At 65.3% G+C, this 21,854-nt stretch carries 14 protein-coding genes; 5 read left to right on the plus strand and 9 right to left on the minus strand.

The window, feature by feature from the left end:
• Positions 1 to 101 precede the first annotated feature (101 nt).
• The 3 genes from AC3EDY_RS12960 to AC3EDY_RS12970 are packed head-to-tail and all read right to left on the minus strand — an operon-like array spanning position 102 to position 3,587.
• Positions 102 to 1,064, minus strand: coding sequence for a FecR family protein (locus AC3EDY_RS12960; protein WP_488572918.1), 963 nt, complete (start codon positions 1,062 to 1,064; stop codon positions 102 to 104).
• A complete protein-coding gene (locus AC3EDY_RS12965; protein ID WP_488572919.1) occupies positions 1,048 to 1,635 on the minus strand; it encodes an RNA polymerase sigma factor in 588 nt (195 codons plus the stop codon). Before AC3EDY_RS12965 ends, AC3EDY_RS12960 begins: the two co-directional genes overlap by 17 nt.
• Positions 1,632 to 3,587 (minus strand): S9 family peptidase, encoded by a 1,956-nt coding sequence (locus AC3EDY_RS12970; RefSeq protein ID WP_488572920.1) that lies wholly within the window; start codon positions 3,585 to 3,587, stop codon positions 1,632 to 1,634. The genes AC3EDY_RS12965 and AC3EDY_RS12970 overlap by 4 nt, the downstream gene beginning before the upstream one ends.
• A gap of 125 nt (positions 3,588 to 3,712) precedes the next feature.
• Here AC3EDY_RS12970 and AC3EDY_RS12975 point away from each other — a divergent pair, with 125 nt between their 5' ends.
• A complete protein-coding gene (locus tag AC3EDY_RS12975; RefSeq protein WP_488572921.1) occupies positions 3,713 to 5,389 on the plus strand; it encodes a carboxylesterase/lipase family protein in 1,677 nt (558 codons plus the stop codon).
• A 310-nt stretch (positions 5,390 to 5,699) separates the two neighbouring features.
• Positions 5,700 to 6,569, plus strand: coding sequence for a sugar phosphate isomerase/epimerase family protein (locus AC3EDY_RS12980; RefSeq protein ID WP_488572922.1), 870 nt, complete (start codon positions 5,700 to 5,702; stop codon positions 6,567 to 6,569).
• Between the two features lie 215 nt (positions 6,570 to 6,784).
• Here AC3EDY_RS12980 and AC3EDY_RS12985 read toward each other — a convergent pair whose 3' ends face one another.
• Complete coding sequence (locus AC3EDY_RS12985) at positions 6,785 to 9,202, minus strand: TonB-dependent receptor (RefSeq protein WP_488572923.1); 2,418 nt, start codon at positions 9,200 to 9,202, stop codon at positions 6,785 to 6,787.
• A gap of 738 nt (positions 9,203 to 9,940) precedes the next feature.
• Here AC3EDY_RS12985 and AC3EDY_RS12990 point away from each other — a divergent pair.
• From AC3EDY_RS12990 to AC3EDY_RS13000, 3 genes are read left to right on the plus strand one after another with little or no spacing between them, the layout of a single operon-like run.
• Positions 9,941 to 11,278, plus strand: a complete 1,338-nt coding sequence (locus AC3EDY_RS12990; RefSeq protein WP_488572924.1) for an LLM class flavin-dependent oxidoreductase — start codon at positions 9,941 to 9,943, stop codon at positions 11,276 to 11,278.
• Positions 11,275 to 12,858, plus strand: coding sequence for an FAD-binding protein (locus AC3EDY_RS12995; RefSeq protein ID WP_488572925.1), 1,584 nt, complete (start codon positions 11,275 to 11,277; stop codon positions 12,856 to 12,858). The genes AC3EDY_RS12990 and AC3EDY_RS12995 overlap by 4 nt, the downstream gene beginning before the upstream one ends.
• Positions 12,859 to 12,869: 11 nt before the next feature.
• A complete protein-coding gene (locus tag AC3EDY_RS13000) occupies positions 12,870 to 13,232 on the plus strand; it encodes a 4Fe-4S dicluster domain-containing protein (protein ID WP_488572926.1) in 363 nt (120 codons plus the stop codon).
• Positions 13,233 to 13,277: 45 nt separating this feature from the next.
• Here AC3EDY_RS13000 and AC3EDY_RS13005 read toward each other — a convergent pair whose 3' ends face one another.
• The 5 genes from AC3EDY_RS13005 to AC3EDY_RS13025 form a co-directional block, all read right to left on the minus strand.
• On the minus strand, positions 13,278 to 15,797 hold the full coding sequence (locus AC3EDY_RS13005) for a TonB-dependent receptor plug domain-containing protein (protein ID WP_488572927.1): 2,520 nt from the start codon (positions 15,795 to 15,797) through the stop codon (positions 13,278 to 13,280).
• A 122-nt stretch (positions 15,798 to 15,919) separates the two neighbouring features.
• The gene (locus AC3EDY_RS13010; RefSeq protein ID WP_488572928.1) at positions 15,920 to 16,897 is read right to left on the minus strand and encodes an ABC transporter substrate-binding protein; all 978 of its coding nucleotides are present in this window, start codon (positions 16,895 to 16,897) and stop codon (positions 15,920 to 15,922) included.
• Positions 16,882 to 17,736, minus strand: a complete 855-nt coding sequence (locus AC3EDY_RS13015; protein WP_488572929.1) for a TauD/TfdA dioxygenase family protein — start codon at positions 17,734 to 17,736, stop codon at positions 16,882 to 16,884. Before AC3EDY_RS13015 ends, AC3EDY_RS13010 begins: the two co-directional genes overlap by 16 nt.
• Before the next feature lie 11 nt (positions 17,737 to 17,747).
• On the minus strand, positions 17,748 to 19,085 hold the full coding sequence (locus AC3EDY_RS13020) for an LLM class flavin-dependent oxidoreductase (protein WP_488572930.1): 1,338 nt from the start codon (positions 19,083 to 19,085) through the stop codon (positions 17,748 to 17,750).
• A 141-nt stretch (positions 19,086 to 19,226) separates the two neighbouring features.
• On the minus strand, positions 19,227 to 21,656 hold the full coding sequence (locus AC3EDY_RS13025) for a TonB-dependent receptor (RefSeq protein WP_488572931.1): 2,430 nt from the start codon (positions 21,654 to 21,656) through the stop codon (positions 19,227 to 19,229).
• Positions 21,657 to 21,854 lie beyond the last annotated feature (198 nt).

A 21,854-nucleotide genomic window follows, 5' to 3' on the forward strand; every position in this document is an offset into this window, starting at 1 on the left:
CGCTATCAAGGAAGATGCGCCGCTAACCGATTTCCTCCATGTTGCGAAAAAGCCACATTATGCCACATTCTGTTGCACGGTGCGCTATCCGGCCGGGTTGATCAGGATGCGAGTGTCACGCTGTCCCCGTTGTCGACCGCCCGGGCGCCGAGACCGATGGCGACGGCGCGCGCGAAGCCGCGCGGGTCGGTGGCCGAAAAGCGGCCGGTTATCCGGCGTTCGCCGAGCGCGGGATCGGCAATGCGGACGGCGATCTCGCTATAGGCCGCGAATTGTGCCGCCGCGTCGTCGAGGCGGGTCCCCTCGAACTCCAGCATGCCCTCGCGCCAGGCCAGGCGCCGCGATACATCCTGCGGTGTCAGCCGCTGCGGAGGGGCGATCGGGTGCGGGGCACCGGGTACCACCTCCACCTCGGTGTTCGCCTTGGCATAGATCGGCGCCACGCGGGACGCCGAAGCCAGCGAGCGGACCCGGACTTCCCCCTCGTGAACGAGCACGCGCGCCGCGCGGTCCGGCGCGGCGCTGACGCTGAAGCTGGTGCCGATCGCCGTGACTTCGGTTTCGCCGGCCCGTACCACGAAAGGACGGCCAGGGTCCCTGGCCACGTCGAACATCGCGCGGCCGGCAACCAGTTCGACATGACGTTCGGCCTTGTTGAACCGGGTCACGATCGATGTCGTTGTGTCGAGCGTCATCCGCGATCCATCGGGCAAGGCTTCGATGCGGATTTCGCCGCGCCGGGTTTCGACCGGATGCCCACCGTCGAGCCAGTCCCGGGCCGCCAGTATCGCGATCGATGCGGCGATCAGCCCGGTCCCTCCGCCAAGAGCGCGGCGGCGGGTAAACCAACGGGTTTGCCGCACAGGCTGGCTGGGAAGAGCCTGTGCCCGATCCATGCGCGCCAACGCCGCCTGCGCGCGGGCAAGTGCGCCCAGACGGCGCGAGTCCCCATCCAGCCACGCTTCCAACGCGCAGGTTTCCTCGTCGGAGAGCGCGCCCCGGTCGAGGCGCGCCACCCAGCGCGCGGCTGCCTCGGCGATCTTTTCGCTAGTCTCGCGCCGCATTGTTCCGGGGTGTCCTGATAGTGAAGCCATGCGCATGAGAGGCGCGGTCCCTGCCGGTTCCGCCACGTCCGAACCGGTCGGCCAGGATTTGCACGGCTTTGGCTATGTGTTTTTCGACCGTGCTTTCCGACAGGCCCATGCGCTCGGCAATCGCGCGCTGGCTCAGGCCTTCCACCTTGCGCAGGCGGAAAGCCTCACCGCACCGCGCGGGCAGGGCGGCAATCGCTTCGGCCACCCGTTGCAGTTCCTGACGGTCGGCGGCTTGCCGCTCGGGCGAGGGGGCGTCCGCCTCGATCCCCAGCAGTTCCAGATCGGCCAGGTCCTGAATCGAAACGATGCGAGATCGGCGTACCTGGCGCAGCAGCAGGCGATGCGCCGTGCGAAACATGTAGGCGCGCGGATTCTCGATGTGGTCGACGCTCGGCAGGGCCGCCAGCACGGCATAGCAATCCTGGACCAGATCATCGATATCGGAACCGGCTGCGCGCCCCAGCCACTTCCGCAATCCCGTTTCATGCGGCAGAATGGCATAGGCAAGCCAGCGGGCGCGGTCGGCGTCGAGCCCGCTCATGGCATGGCCGCTGATCCCGACGTCAGGATGCGGCGCAGGAACATCGTTTCGACCGCGCGGCGCAGCGCCTCGTTGGGCTCTTTGCGAAAGCCGTGGCCCTCGTCTGCAAACAGCAGATACCAGGTGGGAATACCGCGCTTGCGCAGTGCCGCGACGATCTGGTCGGATTCGCGCTGCGGCACGCGGGGGTCGTTGACCCCCTGCATGACCAGCAGCGGCTTGGTGATCTTGTCGACATTGTTGAGCGGCGAAATGCGTCGCAGCACCTCGCGCACTTCCGGCACCCGTTCGTCACCGTATTCCGGCCGGCGCAGATCACGGCGATAGGCGCTCGTATTCTCAAGGAACGACAGGAAATCCGAGATGCCGAAAGCCTCCATTCCGCCAGCCAGGCGGTCGGAATAATGCGTAAGCGACGCCAGCACCATATAGCCGCCATAGGATCCGCCACGCACGACCACGTGGCTGCTGTCGAGATCGGGCTGCTTGGCGATCCAGTCGATCAAGGCCCCGATATCGCGAACCGAGTCCTCTCGTTTAACCCCGTCGTCCAGCGTCATGTAGAGCTTGCCATAGCCGCTGCTGCCCCGCACGTTCGGCTGGATCACCACCGCGCCCGCCTGGCTGGTGATGTACTGGACATTGGGATTGAACCCGGGGCGCACCTGGCCCTCCGGTCCACCGTGAATGTCGATCACCACTGGCAGCTTGCCGCCGGGGCGATGGGCCGGGCGATAAACGAAAGCCGGGATCCGGCGTCCGTCGAAGCTTGGAAAATGCACCAGCGCAGGTTCGGTCAAGGTGTTCGCGTCGATCAGGCCAAGCTCGGAACTGGTCCACCGCTCCAGCCGCCCGGAACGGACATCGGCCACCCAGACGTCACCGGCGGAACCGGGCGATGACAAGCCCAGGGCGAGCCGGGCGCCATCGGGCGAGAATTTCAATCCGCCGATGACCCCTGTGGGAAGCCGCGGGGCAGGGCGTTCCCGGCCGGTGACGAGATCGAGCACGTGCAGGCGCGAGTAACCGTCCTCGTTGACCGAAAACGCCACGAGGCGTCCGTCCGGCGAGACGTCCGCGGTCTCCACGTCCCAGCGCAGGTCCGGCGTCAGCACGCGCTGTGCGCCCGTGGCGATGTCGATTTCGACGAGCCTCGCAAAGTCGCTGCCGACATTGCTGACGGCAATCAGCTTGCGGTTGCCGGGAAGGAAGATTGGCCATCGAACGGCCGCCCCCGCGCTTGCCACCAGCGGCCGCGCGACGCCGGTTTGCAGGTCCACGATAACCAGCGCCTGCTCCACCGACGAAATCTGGCGGCTCACGGCCAGAAGGCGGTTATCGGGCGAAAAGGCCGACGGATATGCCGATCCCTTGTCCTCGTAGACCGTCCGCCTGCTGCCGGGGACGGACGGATCGGCGATCAGCACGCTATAGCTGGACGATCCCCTGGCCGCGCTGGACCAGCCGATCAGGCGCCGGTCCGGGCTTACCGCGGTCAACAGGTTGCGCGCGTTGCCATCGGAAAGCGCGACGGGCTGCCCGGTCAGGCCTTGCGTGTAGACCTGGAACTGTTCGTCCCCGCCATTGTCTCTGATGAACGCGACGTGGAGGCCTTTCGTTGCATATCCGACGGCGACCGGCTCTGGCGCGAACGTCAACTGCGTTCGGGCCCCGCCTGGCGCTGTCACGCGGTGCAACTGGTCGACGGCGCCAAAGCGCGTCTGGATCAGGATCGTGCCGTCGTCAAACCAGTCTGCCAGTGACGCCGCGCGGGACGTTGCATAGGCGGCTGCGGTGCGACGGACCTCGTCCGGTATCTCGGGCACGTTCTCGAGACGCGCCGTCCCGACCTGGCGGACGGCAACATCGGGCGTGACAGCATCCTGCGCGGAAAGCGGCATGGCCGGCAACGCCGCAACGGCGATCCCCAATACTATCGATTTCAGGCGCATCCCCAATCTCCCCACGCAAGGCCCAATATAACAAGAGGCGGGGCATCGAAAAATCCGCCATGTCTGCGTTTGCGATAGCGGTTGCCGCGCCTTCGTGTCTCTATCGGATCAGAGGGAGGATGGACATGCACATCGGTCGACGCGGTTTTCTGGTTTCGACAGGGCTGGCGGCGCCGGTGCTCGCAAGGTCGGAAGTGCCGGCCAAAGGATTGTCGCGGGCAACGGCAGGCGATGCCGACGCCCGGTTGCGCACGGGCGAGGCGAGCGAGACCAGAACGGTGCACGGCGCCGTGCGCGGCTACTGGCGCGAAGGTGTCCATTGCTTCAAGGGCCTGCCCTATGCCGGTGCGCCCGTCGGGGCGCACCGCTTTGCCCGCGCACCGGCGCTTGCGCCCTGGGCGGACGTGCGAAACGCCTTCACCTATGGCCCGGTCTGTTCACGCACCGAGCGACCCGCCGACGAGGCCGCCAACGAATGGCCGTTTCTTCTGCCCCGCGGGCAGGCAAGCGCCATGCTCGAAGATTGCCTGCGCATCAACATCTGGACGCGGGGGCTTGCCGACAGCGCGCGGCGCCCGGTCATGCTCTGGCTCCATGGGCAGGGGTTCATGGGGGGATCAAGCCAGGATTTCCTTGCGACCGACGGCGAGAACATGGCGCGCACCCAGGATGTCGTCGTCGCCAGCATCAACCATCGCATCGGGCCGCTCGGCTACATGCATCTGGCCCGCTGGGGCGGGGACGAAGCGCTGGATTCGGGCAATGTCGGGATGCTCGACATCGTCGATGCGCTGGCCTGGCTGCGCGACAATGCCGCGGCATTCGGCGGCGACCCCGGCAACGTCACGATCTTCGGCCAATCGGGGGGCGGCTTCAAGGTCAGCGTTCTCATGGCCATGCCCGAGGCCAAGGGCCTGTTCCACAAAGCGATCATCCAGAGCGGTGCACGACTGAACGTCCATGATCCGGACGGAGCACACGCGCTGGCAGAAGCGACGTTCGCCGCGGCCGGACTTGCTGCGGGCGATGTCGCCGGCTTGCGCGCCCTGCCTGTCGCAAAGCTTCTGGAGGCGGTCGATCAGGCCACGGGCGCGGTCATGCGCAGCTCCCGGCGCAGCACCGATTACCGCCGCGCGCCGTCGTTCTACTGGATGCCGGTTTCGGGCGTGCCGAGCCTGCCGGCCCAGCCCTGGGACCCAGTCGCGCCCGAGGTTTCGCGCATGGTGCCGGTCATCGTCGGATCGACCACGCACGAGGCCTCTCCCGCCGTCAACGATCCCGGTCTCGCGCGGATCGGATGGGATGGCGTGGTGGCTCGGTTGACACCCCAGCTCGCCGACAAGACGGAAGCGGTCATCGCCGCGGCCCGCGCCGACCAGCCTGGGGCCGCCCCGGTCGATATCCTGGCGATGATCGAAGGGCGCGGCTTTCGCCTGTCGGCCGCGGCGCTGGCCCGCGCCCGCGTTGCCCAGGGCGGGGCGCCCGTCTACAATTACGTTTTCGCCTGGCGCACGCCCTCGTTCGACGGGCGACCCGGAGCCTTTCACACCGCCGACCTGCCGTTCGTCTTTGCCAACAGCCGCCTGGTCGACCAGATTTCGGGTGGGGGTTCGCGGGGGCAAAGCCTGGCAGACAGGATGTCGGGCGCCTGGGCCGCTTTCGCGCGCACCGGCCGCCCGGCGGCTGCGTCGCTGCCTGTTTGGCCCGCGGTGAGCGGCGGCAACCTCAACACGATGATATTCGACGATACGTGCTACGTGGATCCGGCACGGGACTCACGGTTGATCTCGCTTTTCGGATGACTAGGCGGCGCCTAGCAATGGCGCGGCTTCGTTCACGGCTTTGACGCCAGCCAGATACGAGAGCCATCCGGGCAATAGCTGCCCACGCATCGCGTATAATTCCTGGTCTCGCTGCAAAAGATCGTGCCCCTGTCATCAGGCAACGTGTGTTCAAGCTCCATCAATGGAGATTCGAGATCGCCTTTTCATTCGACAGTATGGCGGATTTCGGGTTTCATTACTGCGTTGCTGCATATAGAGAAAATCAAAATGCAATCTTGATGCAATAGCAATCGTGATGCATTTTAGATTCTCGATCCGGGAGAATCATATGTCGAAAGCAGCGCAAACCTACGGTCTCCAACTGTTCAGTGTGGCTTTCGAGATATTCGGAGACTTCGAAGCCGGCCTTGTCCGCGTGCGGGAAGCAGGCTTCACCTCGGTGGAGCTCCCTTCGATGTTCGGGCGGTCCGCCGTGGAGATGCGGCGGATGCTGGATGCTGCGGGGCTCGAATGCGTCGGCGTCCAGTACTTCGGGTTCGAAGCGCCGTCCGCCATTCCCGGCGCGTTGAATCTGTCCAGGCATGTCGAAGCGATCCGGGACGAGCTTGGCATCCTGGGTGCCAGATATGCGGTCATGGGGCTCCATCTCCTGCCCGAGGTACCCGGCATGTGGGAAAACCCGGACCCCTTCGATGCGTTGCGCACCGTGTCCCGGCAGATGTCGGTTGCAGAGTGGCAGGCAACCGCCAATCTGCTCAATACTGGTGGCGCGGTTTTCCGCGAAGCCGGTATCGGGATGGCATATCACAATCACTCCCGCGAATTTGCCGGCATCGGCGAAACCACCGGCTGGAACATCCTTCTGGCCGAGACCGATCCGGCGATCGTGGATTTCGAACTCGATATCGGCTGGGCCGCGGCTACCGGCCAGGACGTGATCGCACTGATGCGGGAAGCGGAGGACCGCATCCGTCTGATCCATCTCAAAGACTGCGGAAAGGCTACGGAGCCTGGGTTTGATTTCGTCATCGACCCGGTGCCCATCGGACAAGGCAAGATCGACTGGTCGCTGGTGCTGCAGCAGTGCGAGAACATGCCTATCGAGGCGCTGCTGATCGAGAACGAGCATATTCCGGATATGTCGGGCTTCGACGCCGCCGCCCAAGGGCTTGCGCATCTGCGGCGGATAGGGGGGTGAACCCGATGCCCGGCATTCCGTATCCCGTAACGCAGCAGCAATCGTCGCGAGCGGACGTTTTCCGAGGACGGGGATGATGCGCGCTATCTCGATCCGCCGGTCGACGTGGCTGAGCGGCATGGAAATGGAGGTATGATCCTACTGCCGTCAGTCGAGGCGCGTTTCATGCCGCGAGAGCGCGCGCCGATTTCCGGACGCGCGCCCTCCCTGGCTTGTCAGTAACGCACCGTGGCAATGAAATTCCACTGCCGCGGCGGGGCCGGGTTGCCGATGATCGCGCCGTTGGCGGCCGTGGTGCCGGCAAAGATGTTGGCGTAGTATTCCCGGTTGGTGAAGTTCGAGACCGTGCCGGCCAGCGTCAGCTTGTCCGAAGGCGCGGTCCACGCGATGCGGGCATTGCCGATGGCATAGGCGCGCTGGTCCGAACCGGCCGTGTTGCGGGCATCGAAATAGACTCGGTCGCGGAAGCTGTAATCGGCGTGAAGGCTCAGCGTCCCGTTGCGCTCGCCCAGCGGCAGGTCATAGGTCGCACCAACCGAGTAGGTCCACCTGGGCGTGCGGGGCAGCAATTTCGAATAGGCGTCCCGGCTTTGCGCCGCAGATCCGGTGAAGGTCGTGCCATCGCTGCCGCAGGTGGAGGCCGAGGCATTGGCCAGGTAACCGATGACCTGGCAGCTCAGCGCGCGATATTCGCCATCGGTATAGGCCGCCGTGCCGTTGAGCTGAAGGTGCGAAACCGGCTTGACGATGGTTTCCACTTCCACGCCGCGGATGCGCGCCCGACCGCCGTTCAGAATGAAGGTTTCGAGCGTGCCGGAACTCGTCCCGGCCGAACCGTCGAGCTGGATGTTGCGGTAATCGTTCCAGTAGGCCGCAATGTTGAGGCGGGCGCGGCGATCGAAGAAATCGCTCTTGATGCCGATTTCATAGGCGTTCAGCCGCTCGGGATTATAGGGCTGGAGATAGGTGAGCGACTGTGCGCGCCCGTTGAATCCGCCGCTTTTGAAGCCTTTTGAATAAGACGCGTAGATCAGCACGTTCGGCGCTGCCTTGAACGCCAGATCGGCGCGCGGATCGACCGAGTCCCAGCTCTGCCGCACATTGAACACGCAGTTGTTCGGCGTCGCAGAGATCGGCTGATAGGTATAAGGCGCCGGAACGCAGGTGCTGGTCAGCGTTTCGGTCTGGCTGAACGCCAGGGCCTTGCGCTCGTGCGTGTAACGCACGCCGCCGGTCAGCGTCAGCTTGTCGGAAAGATGCCAACTGGCCTGCCCATAGGCGGCATAGCTGTTGACCGACACGGTATTCGCCAAACGATAGTTCAGGGCGAAAACGGCCGGCGTCGGAATGCCGAACTGGTTCTGGAACGCCGTCTGGCCGATCTGGTTGTAAATGCCCGTCAGCGCCTGATAAAGGCCCGGGAAGTTGACGGTCTGCGAAATGTAGCGCGGCTTTTCATAGAAGTAGAAAAGCCCGGTCGTCCAATCGATGCTGTTGTTGAACGCTTTGCCCGTGGCCTGGAGTTCCTGGCTGAACTGGCTTTGGCGGTCCTCGTCCGACTGGGTGTTGAGCCCGGCGGACGACGCCGAGTTGTCGTGATCGTAGAACGCGGCCTGCTTGCGATAGGCGGTGATCGATTTGAACGTCGTCGAGCCCAGGTTATAAACCGCGGTCAGCGAAACGCCGCCGGCATCGAGGTCGCTGCGCGTGCCGCCCGTGGAGTTGCTGGTATAGATGCTGGAGGTGATCTGGTTGGCGCCGAACGTCACGCCCGAGGGCAGGCCGACGAGCTGGTTCCACAGGAACGTCGGGTAATTGGCGCTGCCATCGGGGAAAGAGCCTTGCTGGATTGCCACGATATGCTGGGTCGCCGGGTTCTGCCGCCGGCTCTGCCCGTCGAGCGCAAGAGTGAACTCGAGATTGTCGGTCGCTTTGTACTGCAGCGCGAAACGGCCGATCCAGGCGTCTTCGTTGTTCGTGCGCACCCCGCCGGACTGCAGCCCGTAACCGCCATAGGTCCGCCGCGCGACCGACAGCTTCGCCGAGAGCTTGCCCGGAATGATCGGCCCGGATACCGCCGCCGACAGGTCTGCCCGCCCAAAGGACCCGGCGGTGAACTGCGCGATCGCGGTAAGCTCGTCGCTCGGCGCCGTGGTGGTTACGTTGATCGCGCCGCCCAGCGTGTTCTTGCCGAACAGCGTGCCCTGCGGGCCGCGCAGCACTTCAAGCGTCTTGATGTCGAGCAGGTCGAATACCGAACCGACCTGGCGCGCATAATACACGCCATCGACATAGAGCCCCACGCCCGGATCGGAGGTCGGCAGGAATTCGTTCTGGCCGACGCCGCGAATGTAGATCGACGAGGTGAACGCGTTGCCCGAAATGCCGCCGCCGATATCGAACTGCAGGCCCGGCGTCGCACGCACCGCATCTACCACGGACCGCGCGCCGGTGCGTTCGATGTCGGCCGAACTGATGGCCGTAATGGCGATCGGCAAGGTTTGCGAAGCTTCCGCCCGGCGCCGCGCCGTCACCACGATATCCTGAATTTGGTCGCCATTGTCGGCGGCCGTGGCCGTGGCTGTCGCGGTTGCCGAGGCATCCTGTGCCTGTGCCGGAACCGCCAGTGCCATCGCCAAACTTGCGCAAGATACGCGCCCGACCCAATGCTGCATTTTCTGCATCCTCCATCCTGATCTTATTTATTGTCTTGGCAAGAACATCGCCGTTTCAGGCCATGTCATTGATCCGCAAAAACTCTAATTCGTTAAACCGGCGGGCAGTAATGGTTTACTGGCCTGCGCGATCGTCGTTCCTCACTTTGGCAGTCGAGCGACAATATCCGCTCTTAAAATCATCGATATCCTGTTCTTGTGCACAAGGCGAAGGGCGGTGAAACCCGTTTCAGTCACCTGAATGGCAAGAACCGTGAAACAGATTGCAAAGAACCGGCGTGCCGACCTGGCCATCCCTGCGAGATCTAAAGGAGGGCAAGAGGCATCCATGCGAACCGCAACAACAATGCAACCCTGAAGCATCAAAATCTGCTATCATGTAGGACAATCCGAAGGGTCTATTAGCGCCCATTGCGATCAAAAACCAGCGCTATTTTGCATCGGATGCGAGAAGGCGCATTTTCCTACGCGCCTCAATGTAACGCATTATCTCTCCCGGCGATGTTTTGTCGGACGACTGCATGCCCGTTTGGGCAGGTCGTGGCTATTGGCGCCATTGTCAGGCTCCCCGCCCGCCCTGCCGTCGGTCGGGTGTCCCGGCCAGGCTTGAGATGGTTCAATCGCCTTATCAGCGATGCTCGTTATCGTCCGGCGGCGTCATGGCTCTAGATGCCTGTGCAATCAGGAGATCCAGTGATGACAGAGCACCGCCAGCTGCATCTTGGCGCCATTCTCGAGGGTGTCGGCACCGATCAGTTTTCGTGGCGCGATCCGGCGTTGCCCGCCAATGCCAGCGTCAGCATCGACTGGTATGTCGAACAGGCGCGCTTGGCCGAAGCGGCCAAGTTCGACCTTGTCTTCATTGTCGACAGCCCGTTCATCACCCCCGACACCGCGCCGCATTTCCTCAACCGGCTGGAGCCGCTCACGCTGCTTTCGGCGCTGGCGCTGGCGACCAGCCGCATCGGCCTGGTCGGCACGCTGACCACGTCCTATTGGGAGCCCTACAACGTGGCGCGGCAATTCGGGTCGCTCGACCATATCAGCAAGGGCCGCGCCGGGTGGAACGTGGTGACCACGGGCCTGGAAGGCGCAGCGGGCAACTATGGCCGTACGGACCATTTCCCCCATGCCGAACGCTATGCCCGCGCGCGCGAGTTCGTGGAAGTGGTCCAGGGCCTGTGGGACAGCTACGAAGACGATGCGTTCGTCGCCGACAAGGCCAGCGGCCTGTTCCTCGACAAGGCCAAGCAGCACCGCCTCGATCACAAGGGCGCGTTCTTCTCGGTGGCCGGGCCGCTGGCGCTCACCCGGTCGCCGCAGGGGCAGCCGGTGATTTTCCAGGCCGGCGACAGCGCCGAGGGGCGCGATCTGGGGGCCGCGATCGCCGACGGCACGTTCGCCTCGGCCGCCGATTTCACCGCGGGGAAGGCCTATTATGCCGATCTCAAGGCGCGCGCCGCCGCGCTGGGGCGCAATCCCGATCATATCAAGGTGTTGCCCGGCCTGTTCCCGGTTATCGCCGAAACCGACGAAGAAGCCCAGGCGATCGTGCGCGCCCAGGACGAAGCGCTCGATTTCGGCAAGCTGCTGGTGCAACTGGGCCGGGCATTCAACTATCACGATTTCGCGCAATACGATCCCGATGCGCCGTTCCCCGATGTGTCGGGTCTTTCGCTCAACAGCTACAAGGGCCAGGCCGAACGGATCGTGGCCACCGCCCGGGCCGAGCGGCTCACGCTGCGCCAGACGGCCTGGCGCTTCGGCCAATGGCGCAGCCCCTTCGTCGGCTCTCCCGAAACCATCGCCGACGAGATCGAGCGCTGGTTCGTGGGCCGCGCCGCCGACGGGTTCAACCTGCGCGTGACCCGGCCGGGGGAATTCGCTCTGTTCCGCGAAAGGGTCGTGCCGATCCTGCAGAAACGCGGTCTGTTCCGCACGGACTATACCGCGCAAACGCTGCGCGGGCATCTTGGCGTTCCGGTGCCGGCTCACCGCCATGCCGCGCCGGTCTTTGCCGAAGCCGCCGAATGAATTCTCCGCCGCTGACCTTGCGCACCGATGTGCTGGTGATCGGCGGGGGCATGGCGGCAGCCTGGGCCGCGCTCGCGGCTGCGAGCGAGGGCGCTGCGGTTACGGTGGTGGACAAGGGCGCGATGGGCACCAGCGGCGTTACCGCGACGGGCGGCCCGGGCCATTGGTTCGTGCCGCCCGAAGGGCGCGAGGCCGCGATCGCGCGTCAGGTCGATCGGGCCCAGGGGCTCGCCGATCAGGCATGGATGGAGCGCGTTCTCGATCTGACCTGGCGTTATCTGCCCACTATCGCGCCCTGGTATCCCTTCGGCAGCGATGGGCGGGGCGGGCGGTACATCCAGGGCGTGCGCGGGCCGGAATATATGCGCGCCCTGCGCCGTGCCTGTCTTGCGGCCGGGGTCACGCTGCTCGATCATCACCCCGCGCTGGAATTGCTGGCCGATGACGACGGCGCGATAGCTGGCGCGCGGGGTCTCGCCCTGGCCCATGGCGGCGAGGAATGGGAAATCCGCGCCGGTGCCACCATCCTCGCCACCGGCGGCTGCGCGTTCCGGTCGGGCCTGATCGGCAGCCATACACAGACCGGGGATGGCTTGCTGATGGCGGCCGAGGCCGGGGCGGTGCTGTCCGGCATGGAATTCTCGATCTCGTACTCGCTCTCGCCGGCCTGGGCCTCCACCCGCACTCTGCCGTTCACCGCCGCCCGCTTCTTTCGCGAGGATGGGCAGGAACTGGTCGTTCCCTCGGCCAGAGCGGGGCATGCGCATTATCAGGCGTTGGGGGCCGCGATGCTGCAAGGACCGGTGTTCGCCGATCTCGGCGCCGCGCCGGCGGCTCTGCCGGCCGTCTTGCGCCAGATCCAGCCCCTGACCATGGCCGCTTTCGAACGGCGCGGCATAGACCTGTTCCGCCACCGCTTTCCGGTGCGGCTCTATGGCGAGGGCACGATCCGCGGCACGGGCGGCATTGCCCTGGCCGACGAGGCTTGCGGCACAGGCATTCCGGGCCTCTATGCCGCAGGCGATGCGGCCTCGCGCGAGTTGGTGGCAGGCGCGATCAGCGGGGGCGGGGCGGTCAATTCCGCCTGGGCGCTGTCGTCCGGCCGCATTGCCGGGGCCGCTGCCGCCCGCCATCGGCGCCCGGCCGCCGGTGGGCGGGTGCGGCCGCTGGGCGAAGCGGGCCTGCGCCCATCTACCGGAAGATTGCCGATCGCCGCCACGCCCCTCCAGCAGGCGATCGAAGCCGAAGTGCACGGGCTGGACCGCGCGCTTTGGCGCCGCGCGGCGACATTGCGGCAATCGGCACAGGTGCTTGACGAGGTCTGGAACGAGATCGCCACCCGTGCGCCGCCGGGCGATCCGCACGGCCGGCTGGAATGGCGGGCAACCGCCGCCATGGCGGCCACGGCCCGGTGGTGCACGGCAGCGGCCGCAGCGCGGCAGGAAACGCGCGGGATCGCGGCGCGCGCCGATTTTGGCGGCGCCGATCCGGCCCAGGCGCGCCGGCTGTTGACCGGCGGACTGGCGCAAGTATGGACGCGGCCGCTGGGCGCGGACCGTCCGGCAGAGGTCGCGCTGTGATTGCTGCGCTGGTGGCAAAGCGCTGCACCGGTTGCATGGCCTGCGTGGACCAATGCCCGACGCGCGTGTTCGAGCCGGGGGAAACCGGCGTCCCGGTGATTGCCGCCCCCGATGCCTGCCAGACCTGCTATTTGTGCGAGCTGGCGTGCCCGGTCGATGCGCTCTGGGTCAATCCCGATGCGGGCAGCCGCGCCGCACCGCCCGAGGAAACCCTCGTCGCGTCGGGCCAGCTTGGCCAGGTCCGCCGCGATCACGGCTGGGACGAACCATTCGATGGCGGGCAGCTCGATGCCTATCGCCTGCTGGGTCCCTTGCTCAACGAAGGGGTTGAGATCGCCGCCCGCCACTATGACACGCTGGTCCGCCGCGCCTGATCCGTCGAATGTTTGCCGGCGCGGCGGATCGGGTGCCGGCTGCGTTCAGAACGTCACCCCCACGCGCGTATAATAGAAACCGCCGGACAGGCCGAAAGGCGCGAAATTGCCATAGGCGCCCGAACCGTCAAAGGCGACGATGCCGTTGCGATCGGGATAGACGTCGAACAGGTTGTTGGCGCCCACCGACAAGCTGACCTTGTCGGAAAGCCTGTAGCCAAGTTCGAGATCGGTGACCCACTTGGCGCCGAACGTTCGATCGCTGGCGGCCACGTTGCTGCTTTCGGTATAGCGGCCATAGCGGGTGGTGCGAACCAAGGCGCTTATCCGGTCCAGGCTCCAGTTGGCCGAAAGCACGACTTTGCTTTGCGGCACGGCCACCAGCAGGTCTTGCTGCACCTGCCGGCCGAACAGCACGACGTTGAGCGAGGAGAGCTGCGAAGGGTTGGCGATAACGTGCAGGATCCTGGTGTCGAAATAGCTCCACGCCGCGTTGAGGCGGGCCGTGCCCAGGCGGCGGGTGTGCAGCGTATATTCGGCCACCACGTCCACACCGCGTGTGCGCGTGTCGATGGCGTTGGTAAAGAACTGCGCGCTGTCCACCCCGGTCACGCCATTGGCGACAAGGATGTCTCTGATCGCGCGGCCGCCGTTGGACGCGGTCCCGAGGAAATCGGTCTTGACGATGCGATCGTCGATGCGGATCTGATAGCCGTCCACCGTCAGTCGCACGGGGCCGCGCTCGAACGTGATGCCCGCGGTGAAATTGAGCGACCGTTCGGGTTTCAGCGGCTGGGCGCCGAGCGCGCGCGCTGCGGCAGAATCCACCGGCAGGAATTTTGACGTGGTCAGCACGCGTTCGTTGCCCACCACGGTTGCGGTGTTCTGGGTGGTGGAAAAGGCGGTCTGCGCCAGTGACGGCGCGCGAAACCCGGTGTTCACCCCGCCGCGTATTGCCAGGCCGGGCGCCAGTTCATAGCGCGTGGTGATCTTGCCCGAAGCGGTGTTCCCGGCGCTGTCGGAATAGTGCTCGAACCGCCCGGCCACGCCCACGAACCACGCCGGGGTCAGCTTGGTCGAGATGTCGATATAACCTGCCACGTTGTTGCGCGAAACCTGTGCGGCATCGGCCGGCGAAGTGCCGGTGAACGAGGCCAGGCCCGGCGAAGGCGATTGGCCGCCATAGAGCGTGCCGAACGGCGTGCTGTCGCGCGGGACGACATAGCCGCCGTCGCGATAGCTGTCGGGCTCGCCCGCGCGGTTGGCGAACTGTTCGAAGCGGTGCTCGATCCCTGCGGCCACGTTCAGCTTGTCGGCCAGCCCGATCTCGAACCCCTTGGAGACGTCGAGGTTGTTGACCCACAGGGTCTGGATCTGGCGGCCCATGTAGAACGCGGTCTTGCTGGTCGGCCCGATCGAGGGATTAAGCGTGTTTTCCGCCCCCAGCTTGACCGAATCCCGGCCGAAGCTGGTGGAAAGATCGGCGCTCCAGCCGCCCAGCGCGCTGCGCAGGCCCCAGGTGGTCTGATAGTCCCATTCCCAGATCCGGCGATAGGCCTGGAAACCCGATGGATAAATCTCGGGCAGCGCGGCGATCGAGGTGGCCGGCACGAAGGCGCCGCGCGCATCCTTGATGTCGCGATAGCTGAGCGTCGAAAAGGTATAGAGGCGCGTGGTGTCCGAAAGCGGCGCTTCGGCATTGATGCTGCCATTGATGATCTTGTCGCGGTTGGACCGGCCATAGCCGCCGGCAATCACCTTGTTGGCATTCGCTTCGCGCGGATCGGGCTGGCCGTTCACCAGGGGATAGACGCGCGCAACCGGATCGGCCGAACTCTCCGCGCGGTCATGGTACTTGCCTTCCACCGCCACGCGCACGAAGCCATCGGTGCCCAGCCGCGTGCCGTATGACAACGTCTGCTGCAACAGCGCGCCGCCGCGTTCGTAAAGCTGGCCGGCGGTGCTGTTGAATTCCCCGCCCTGCGGCGCATCGTCGAGGATCAGGTTGATCACCCCGGAAATGGCGTCGGACCCGTATTGCGCGGCCGCCCCGTCGCGCAGCACCTCGATCCGGCCCACCGCGTTGGTGGCGATCAGGTCCACGTCGACCGGGGTGGAGCCACCCGCCACGCGGCTGAGGTTGTTGATCAGCGATGTCGTGTGCCGCCGCTTGCCGTTGACCAGCACCAGCAGATAGTCGCCCGACAAGCCGCGGATGGCGATCGGCCGCACGCTGGCCGAGGTGCCGCCGCCGCCCAGCGCCGGCATGGTCAGCGAAGGCACGATGTTGCTCAGGATTTCCTTGAGGCCGGTGCGCCCGGTCTGCTTGAGATCGGCCGGCGTGATCACGTCGATCGGCACGGGGCTGTCGGCCACGGTGCGGGGCGGGCCGCCGCGCGTGCCGGTCACGACGATGGCATCGCCTCCGGCTTGGTCGGTCTCGGCCGCGTCGGGCGCGCCGGCCGGCGCAGGCGCCTGGTCGGCTTGTGCGGCAAGCGCCGGCACGGATGCCGACGCAGGCGCCAGCACCCCGGCCAGAGCCGTCGTGAAAAGATACGATCGCATGAAAAGTCCCCGTCTCGATTGATAAAGCACCGATGGTGCGAGCGGGGCCGGTTTGCGAAATTATACTCAACCGATCCAATTGAGTATTGTTGATCGTCTATGATCTCTGGCAATAGGCGAAACTAGACGAGCGGCGCGAAAGCCCCGGCGAGCGGACGTGGCGCTTTCACTTCGCCGGCCTTGCTGAACGTGTCGAGCACGCGCTGCTGCGCCGCGATGAGCGCGGCATCGATCGGCGCGCGCTGCCGACGGTTGCGCTCCACGGTGCCGCGGGCAACCTCAAGCGGCAGCCCGGTCTCGCGCGAAAGGACAGCCGAATAGGTATCGCTGTGGCTGGCCGCCCAGGCCAGGGCGCGGCTTTCGCGGGCCAGGAAGTCGGTCAGCAAGGCGCGCTTGGTTCTGACCGCACCGGCAAATGCCACGTCAAAGCCCGTGCCATTGGAAAACGGGCGCCCGTCGACCACAATGCGCGCGCCTTGCGACAAGGCGGTCACGGTATAGGGCGTCCAGGTGGACCAGGCATCGATCGCGCCGGTCTGGAGCGCGGCCTGGCTGTCGCTGGGGGAAAGGAACACCATTCGCACCGCATCCTTGGCAAGGCCGGCGTCCTCCAGGGCGCGCAGGACCAGGAAATGGCCGACGCTGCCACGGGTAGAGGCGATCTTCTTGCCCACCAGATCGTGGATCGAGCGGGCCGGGGACCTTTCCGGCACGATGATCGCCAAGGCGCCGGGCGGCGTGGGCCGTTCCACGGCCATGGCGCCCACGGCCACGATCGGGCTGCCCGCCTGATAGGCGAACTGGAACGGCGCATCGCCGGCAAGGCCAAGATCGACCGCGCCCGATCCCAGCGCTTCGAGCAGGTTCTGCGCGGCCGGAAATTCCGACCATTCGACGCGATAGGCCGCCCCGTCGAGCACGCCGGCCGCCAGCATCAGCGCCTTGGTCGTGCCGCGCTGGTTGCCCACACGCAGCGTATCGGATGCGGCCTTGCCCCGGTCGCAGGCGGCCAGGGCAAGGAACCCGCCCGCCGCCAGGATGGCGTGGCGGCGGGAAAAGGAGGGGTTGACGCGGCTTTGCGCGGTCACAGATCGGCCCATAGCGGTTCATCGGCAATCAGCACGCGGTGCAGTTCGCGCGGGAAATCGCCATAATTGCGCACGGCGTAATGCACCGTGGCGCGGTTGTCCCAGAAAGCCACGGAATTGCGGCGCCAGGAAAACCGCACCTGCAATTCCGGCCGCTTGTACTGCTGCAGGATCTGCGCGAGCAGGTCGCGGCTCTCGGCCAGTTCCACGCCCAGGATCTGCGGCTGCTGCGAGAAATTGACCCACAGCGTCTTCCGGCCGGTTTCGCGGTGGGTGCGGACCACGGGATGCGCCACGATCGGATATTCGTGCCCGGCGGCTTTCAGTGCGCCCAGGAAGTTGTGCGTGACGTGAAGACCTTCAAGCCGCGTCTTGAGCGCTTCGGGCAGGCTTTCCCAGGCAAGATGTGCATCTACCCAGATGGTATCACCGCCGGTTTCGGGCAGCGTCACGTCGCGCAGCACCGCGCCCCAGGTAGGCACCAGGCGCCAGCTTGTGTCGGTGTGATAGGCATCGCCCTTGTCGAGATGCTCGATATAGCGGTCGCCCGCCCGCTTAAGGTCCTGCGCGGCAATGGCGTGGATCGGCTTGATCCCGGCACTGTGGCGCGTCGTTGGGTGGGTATAGAGCGGGCCGAACTGGCCGGCGAAGGCCGCCTGCTGCTCGTCGGTCAGGATCTGGTCGCGAAAGAAGATCACTTTGAAGCGCAGCACGGCGGCACGGATCGCCTCGCGCTGAAGCGGGGTGATCGGGCGCGACAGATCGATGCCCGAAACCTCTGCCCCGATCGTGGGCTGCAGGCGGGCAAAGGCAAGGCCGTGGTCGGTCCGGTCGAGGATGTCGGTCGTCATGGGGTGTCTCCTCAGGCAGCGCTGCGCGCGCTGCGGGCGATGGTGTTGCGGTTGGGGGGAATGGGCAGGCCCAGCGTGTCGCGGAATGTCCGCCCCGGATAATCGGTCTTGTAGATACCGCGCTGCTGCAGGATGGGCACCACTTCGTCCACGAACAGCTCAAGCTGTCCCGGCAGGCTTTCGAACAAGGTAAATCCGTCGGCGGCGCGCTGATCCAGCCACTGCTGGAACCGGTCGGCAATCTGCTCGGGCGTGCCCACGAAATGGCCGCGCGGGGTGGCGGTGCGCAGCGCGATTTCGCGCAAGGTCAGGCCCTGGTCGGCCAGCGCCAGCACCCGGGCCGACTGGCTCTGGTTGCTTTTCTGCCCTTCGGCGGCGACATGGCGCGGGAACGGACCGTCGGGATCATAGACGCTGAAGTTGTGATCGTTGAAGCCGCGGCCCAGCGCGCGCAGGGCATTTTCCAGATTGCCCAGCGCCACCAGCTCGCGATAGCGCGCCTCCGCTTCGGCCTGGGTGCTGCCGATGAACGGCCGTGCGCCGGGAATGATGAAGACCTGATCGGGATCGCGGCCGAACCCGCGCGCGCGGGCCTTGACATCGGCATAGAACGCCTGGGCCTCGGTCAGGCTGTCCTGGAACGTGAAGATCGCCTCGGCATGTCGCGCGGCAAAGCTGCGCCCGTCCTCGCTCGATCCGGCCTGGAAGATGACCGGTTGCCCCTGCGGCCCGCGCGAAATGTTGAGCGGCCCTTTGACTTTGAGGAACGCGCCCTCGTGATTGAGTTCGTGCAGCTTTTCAGAGTCGAGGAACTGCCCGCTGGCCTTGTCGCGCACCAGGGCTTCGTCTTCCCAGCTGTCCCACAGGCCCTTGACCACATCGAGGTATTCGTCAGCCAGGGCATAACGCGTGTCGTGCGCCAGGTGCTCTTCCTTGCCGAAATTGGCGGCGCTGCCTTCCAGCCAGCTCGTGACCACGTTCCACCCCGCGCGGCCGCCGCTGATGTGATCGAGCGAGGCGAACTGGCGCGCCAGATTGTAGGGTTCGGTATAGGAAACCGTGACCGTGCCCACCAGGCCGATGCGTTCGGTCACCGCGGCCAGCGCCGACAGGATGGTCAGCGGCTCGAAGCGATTGAGATAATGCGGGCTTGAGCGAGCATTGATCGAAACGCTGTCGGCCACGAACAGGTAATCGAACTTGCCACGCTCGGCGGTCTGCGCCTGGCGCTTGTAGAATGCGAAGTTGGTGCTGGCGTCGACCAGCGCGTCGGGGTGGCGCCAGTCGTCCCAGCCCGGGCCGACTCCGTGGAGAATAAATCCCAGGCGCAGCTGTCTTGCGATGGTCATGGCGCGGTCCTTTCGATCTGCCTGGCGGGCTTTCCCGGTCACGTCCATCTTAGGCGCCAGTGCCGCCACGGCGACCGAGAGCTGCTCAACTCTATTCGAGAATCGCCAAACCCTTGCCGCGCTGCCGGGCAGGCCTGGGGCTCAAAGCGCATAGGCGGCTTTGAGGAACACGGTGCGAGGCGGGTTCTGCGCGCCTTGCAGCAGCTGCGTTCCCGCATAGGGTCCGGACCGGATCGGCGCGCCCACCGGCGTAAGCGAGGTAAAATAGAACGAATTAGCCAGATTGCGCACCGTGAGCGTGAACGTCCACCGCTCGTCGGCCGTGGCATAGCTGGCAAAGGCATTGGCAAAGCCCTGCGCCCCGATGCGGTATGCGGCCGTGTTGAGCGCGTTCGAAAAGTACGAGGTCTGGAAATTGCCGCTTGCGCCAAGCTTGATTTCGCCCGGCACGGCCAGTGGCACGGTCCAGGTGGCCGAGGCAAAGTAATGCCACCTGGGCTGCAGCGGAAACTGGTTGCCGGTATAGGTATAGGCCGGAACGGTGCCATAGGCGGGCGCGGCGTAGTCGTCATACCGCGTGGCGAGATAAGTCACGTTGAACGCCAGCGCGAGCCGGCGCCATGGCTGGGCGGCGGTCTCCAGCTCGAACCCTTCGGTATGGGCCGCGGGGGCATTGCCGCGCGTGCTCACGTAAGTGCCCGACACCGGGCTATAGGCCGAGACGGCGGTTTGCAGGTTCTTGTAATCGTTATAGAACCCCGTCAGGTTGATGCGCAGTTTGCGATCAAACCATTCGGTCTTGAGGCCCAGTTCATAGGTTCCCACCGTCTCGGGCTCATAAGGCAGGGCCGTTGCCAGGTTGAGCGCGCGGTTGTTGAAGCCGCCCGCGTTGAACCCTTTGGCATAGCTGGCGAAGAAGAAGGCGTCGGGTGCCGCCTGCCATGACAGGCCGATCTTGGGCGTGAACGCATGCCACGTCCTGGTATTGAGAATGCCGGCATTGTCGAAATTGACCTGCGCGGGCGACACCGTCACGCCCAGCGCGGGTATGGCGCCGCCATTGCGCACCTGCGGATAGACCAGCGGATCGATCGGGTTGCCGTCCAGGTCATAGTTCACGCCGCGAAATGCGAAAGTGCGGCGCTGGATGATATAGCGACCCCCGGCGGTGAACGTCAGGCGCTCGCTCAGATGGACGTTGCCCTGCAGGTAGGCCGAATAGTTGAAGCTGCGGGTGCGGCCGATCTGGTCGAACGGCGCGGCGGGCAGGGCTGTGTCGGACTGCGGCAGACCCGTGACGTAACCCAGGCGGTCGCTGGCGAAATCCTCGAACAGGTAATAGAGCCCGCCGGTGAAATCGAACGTCCGCCAGGTGCCCTGCAGTTGCAACTCCTGCGTGAACTGGTGCTGGCGATAGGTGATGAAGTTGTTCGAGATGTCGACGGCGCGCGGTTGTGCCGTATTATAGGGCAGTCGCGCCTGGCCATCGTTGTTGTAATTGACCGGCAGTTGGCTGAAAGCCCGCAGCGCGCTGATGCTGTGCAGCGTGAGATGGTCGTTCACCGCGTAATCGATCCGCGCGGTCACCCCGCCCGCGCGCGACGTGTTGGTTGGATAGCGCCCGGCATAGCTCACATTGGGTCGGTACTGGGAAAACGAGGTCGGGCTGTAGAGCGTGCCGCCGGTGATCGCGCCCAGGCCGCTGAGTGACGGGTTGCTGGCATGATAAGTCGTGGCGACGTAGCTGGCGGTCTGCGAATGATCGATCGTGCCGTCGGCGGTCAGGGTCAGCTTCAGTTCCGGCGCCGGGGCAAGCACCAGCTTGATGCGCCCGCCGGTGGTGTTCTGGTTGTTGACGTCGCGGTTCAGCGTCGGGTTCCAGGTATAGCCGTCGCGCTGATTGTGGGCGATCGCCACGCTGCCCACCAGCAGCCCGGGCACCAGTGCCCCTGCCACATAGCCGTGGGCGTTGACCGTATTGTAATTGCCGTAGCCGATGTCGCCGCGCATATCGAACCGCTCGGTCGGCGTCCGCGTGACATAACGGATCGCGCCGCCCGACGAATTGGCGCCGAACAGGGTGCCCTGCGGGCCGCGCAGCACTTCCAGCCGTTCCACGTCGGTCAGATCGGCCATGCCGTTGATTGCGCGGGCGAGGTAGACGTCGTCGATGTAAGTGCCGACAGTCGGATCGAAGATCGGATCGCTGTTGCCGATGCCGCGGATGAAGAACGTGTTGGTAAGCGGCGTGATGCCGCTGGGCGCGGTGTAGAGGCCTGGGATCTGACCGGCGAGATCGCGCACGGTGATGACGTTCTGTTGCGCGCGATATTCGGGGCCGATGACGCTGACGGCCACGGGCGTCTGCTGCAGGCGGGTTTCGCGCCGGGTGGCGGTGACCACGATATCCTCGCGCGGACTTTCTTCGGCCGCAGGTCCGGCATCGGCCGTAGACGGAGCCACGGCGGCCGGCGCCTGATCGGCGCGTGCTTCTGCGGCTATCGCCGGCGCCAGATGGAGCAAGGCGGCGGTGCTGGCGAAAAGCACCGGCAATCGTGCGGATCGGATCATGGTTCCCCCTGAAGGTTTGTTGCCGCCGGTTACCGGGCTCGCGGCCATGCGTCCTATTTAAACTCAACTAAGATAGTTGAGTTATCATCAAGCGCTTGGATACATTGCCGATGCTCATGAAGGTCAAGCAAATCTCATTGGTCGCCATTAAACTCAACATATATGGTTGAGTTATGCGTCGGACGATCGATTTCCCTC

The organism is Novosphingobium sp. DS6-6 (assembly GCF_057784975.1).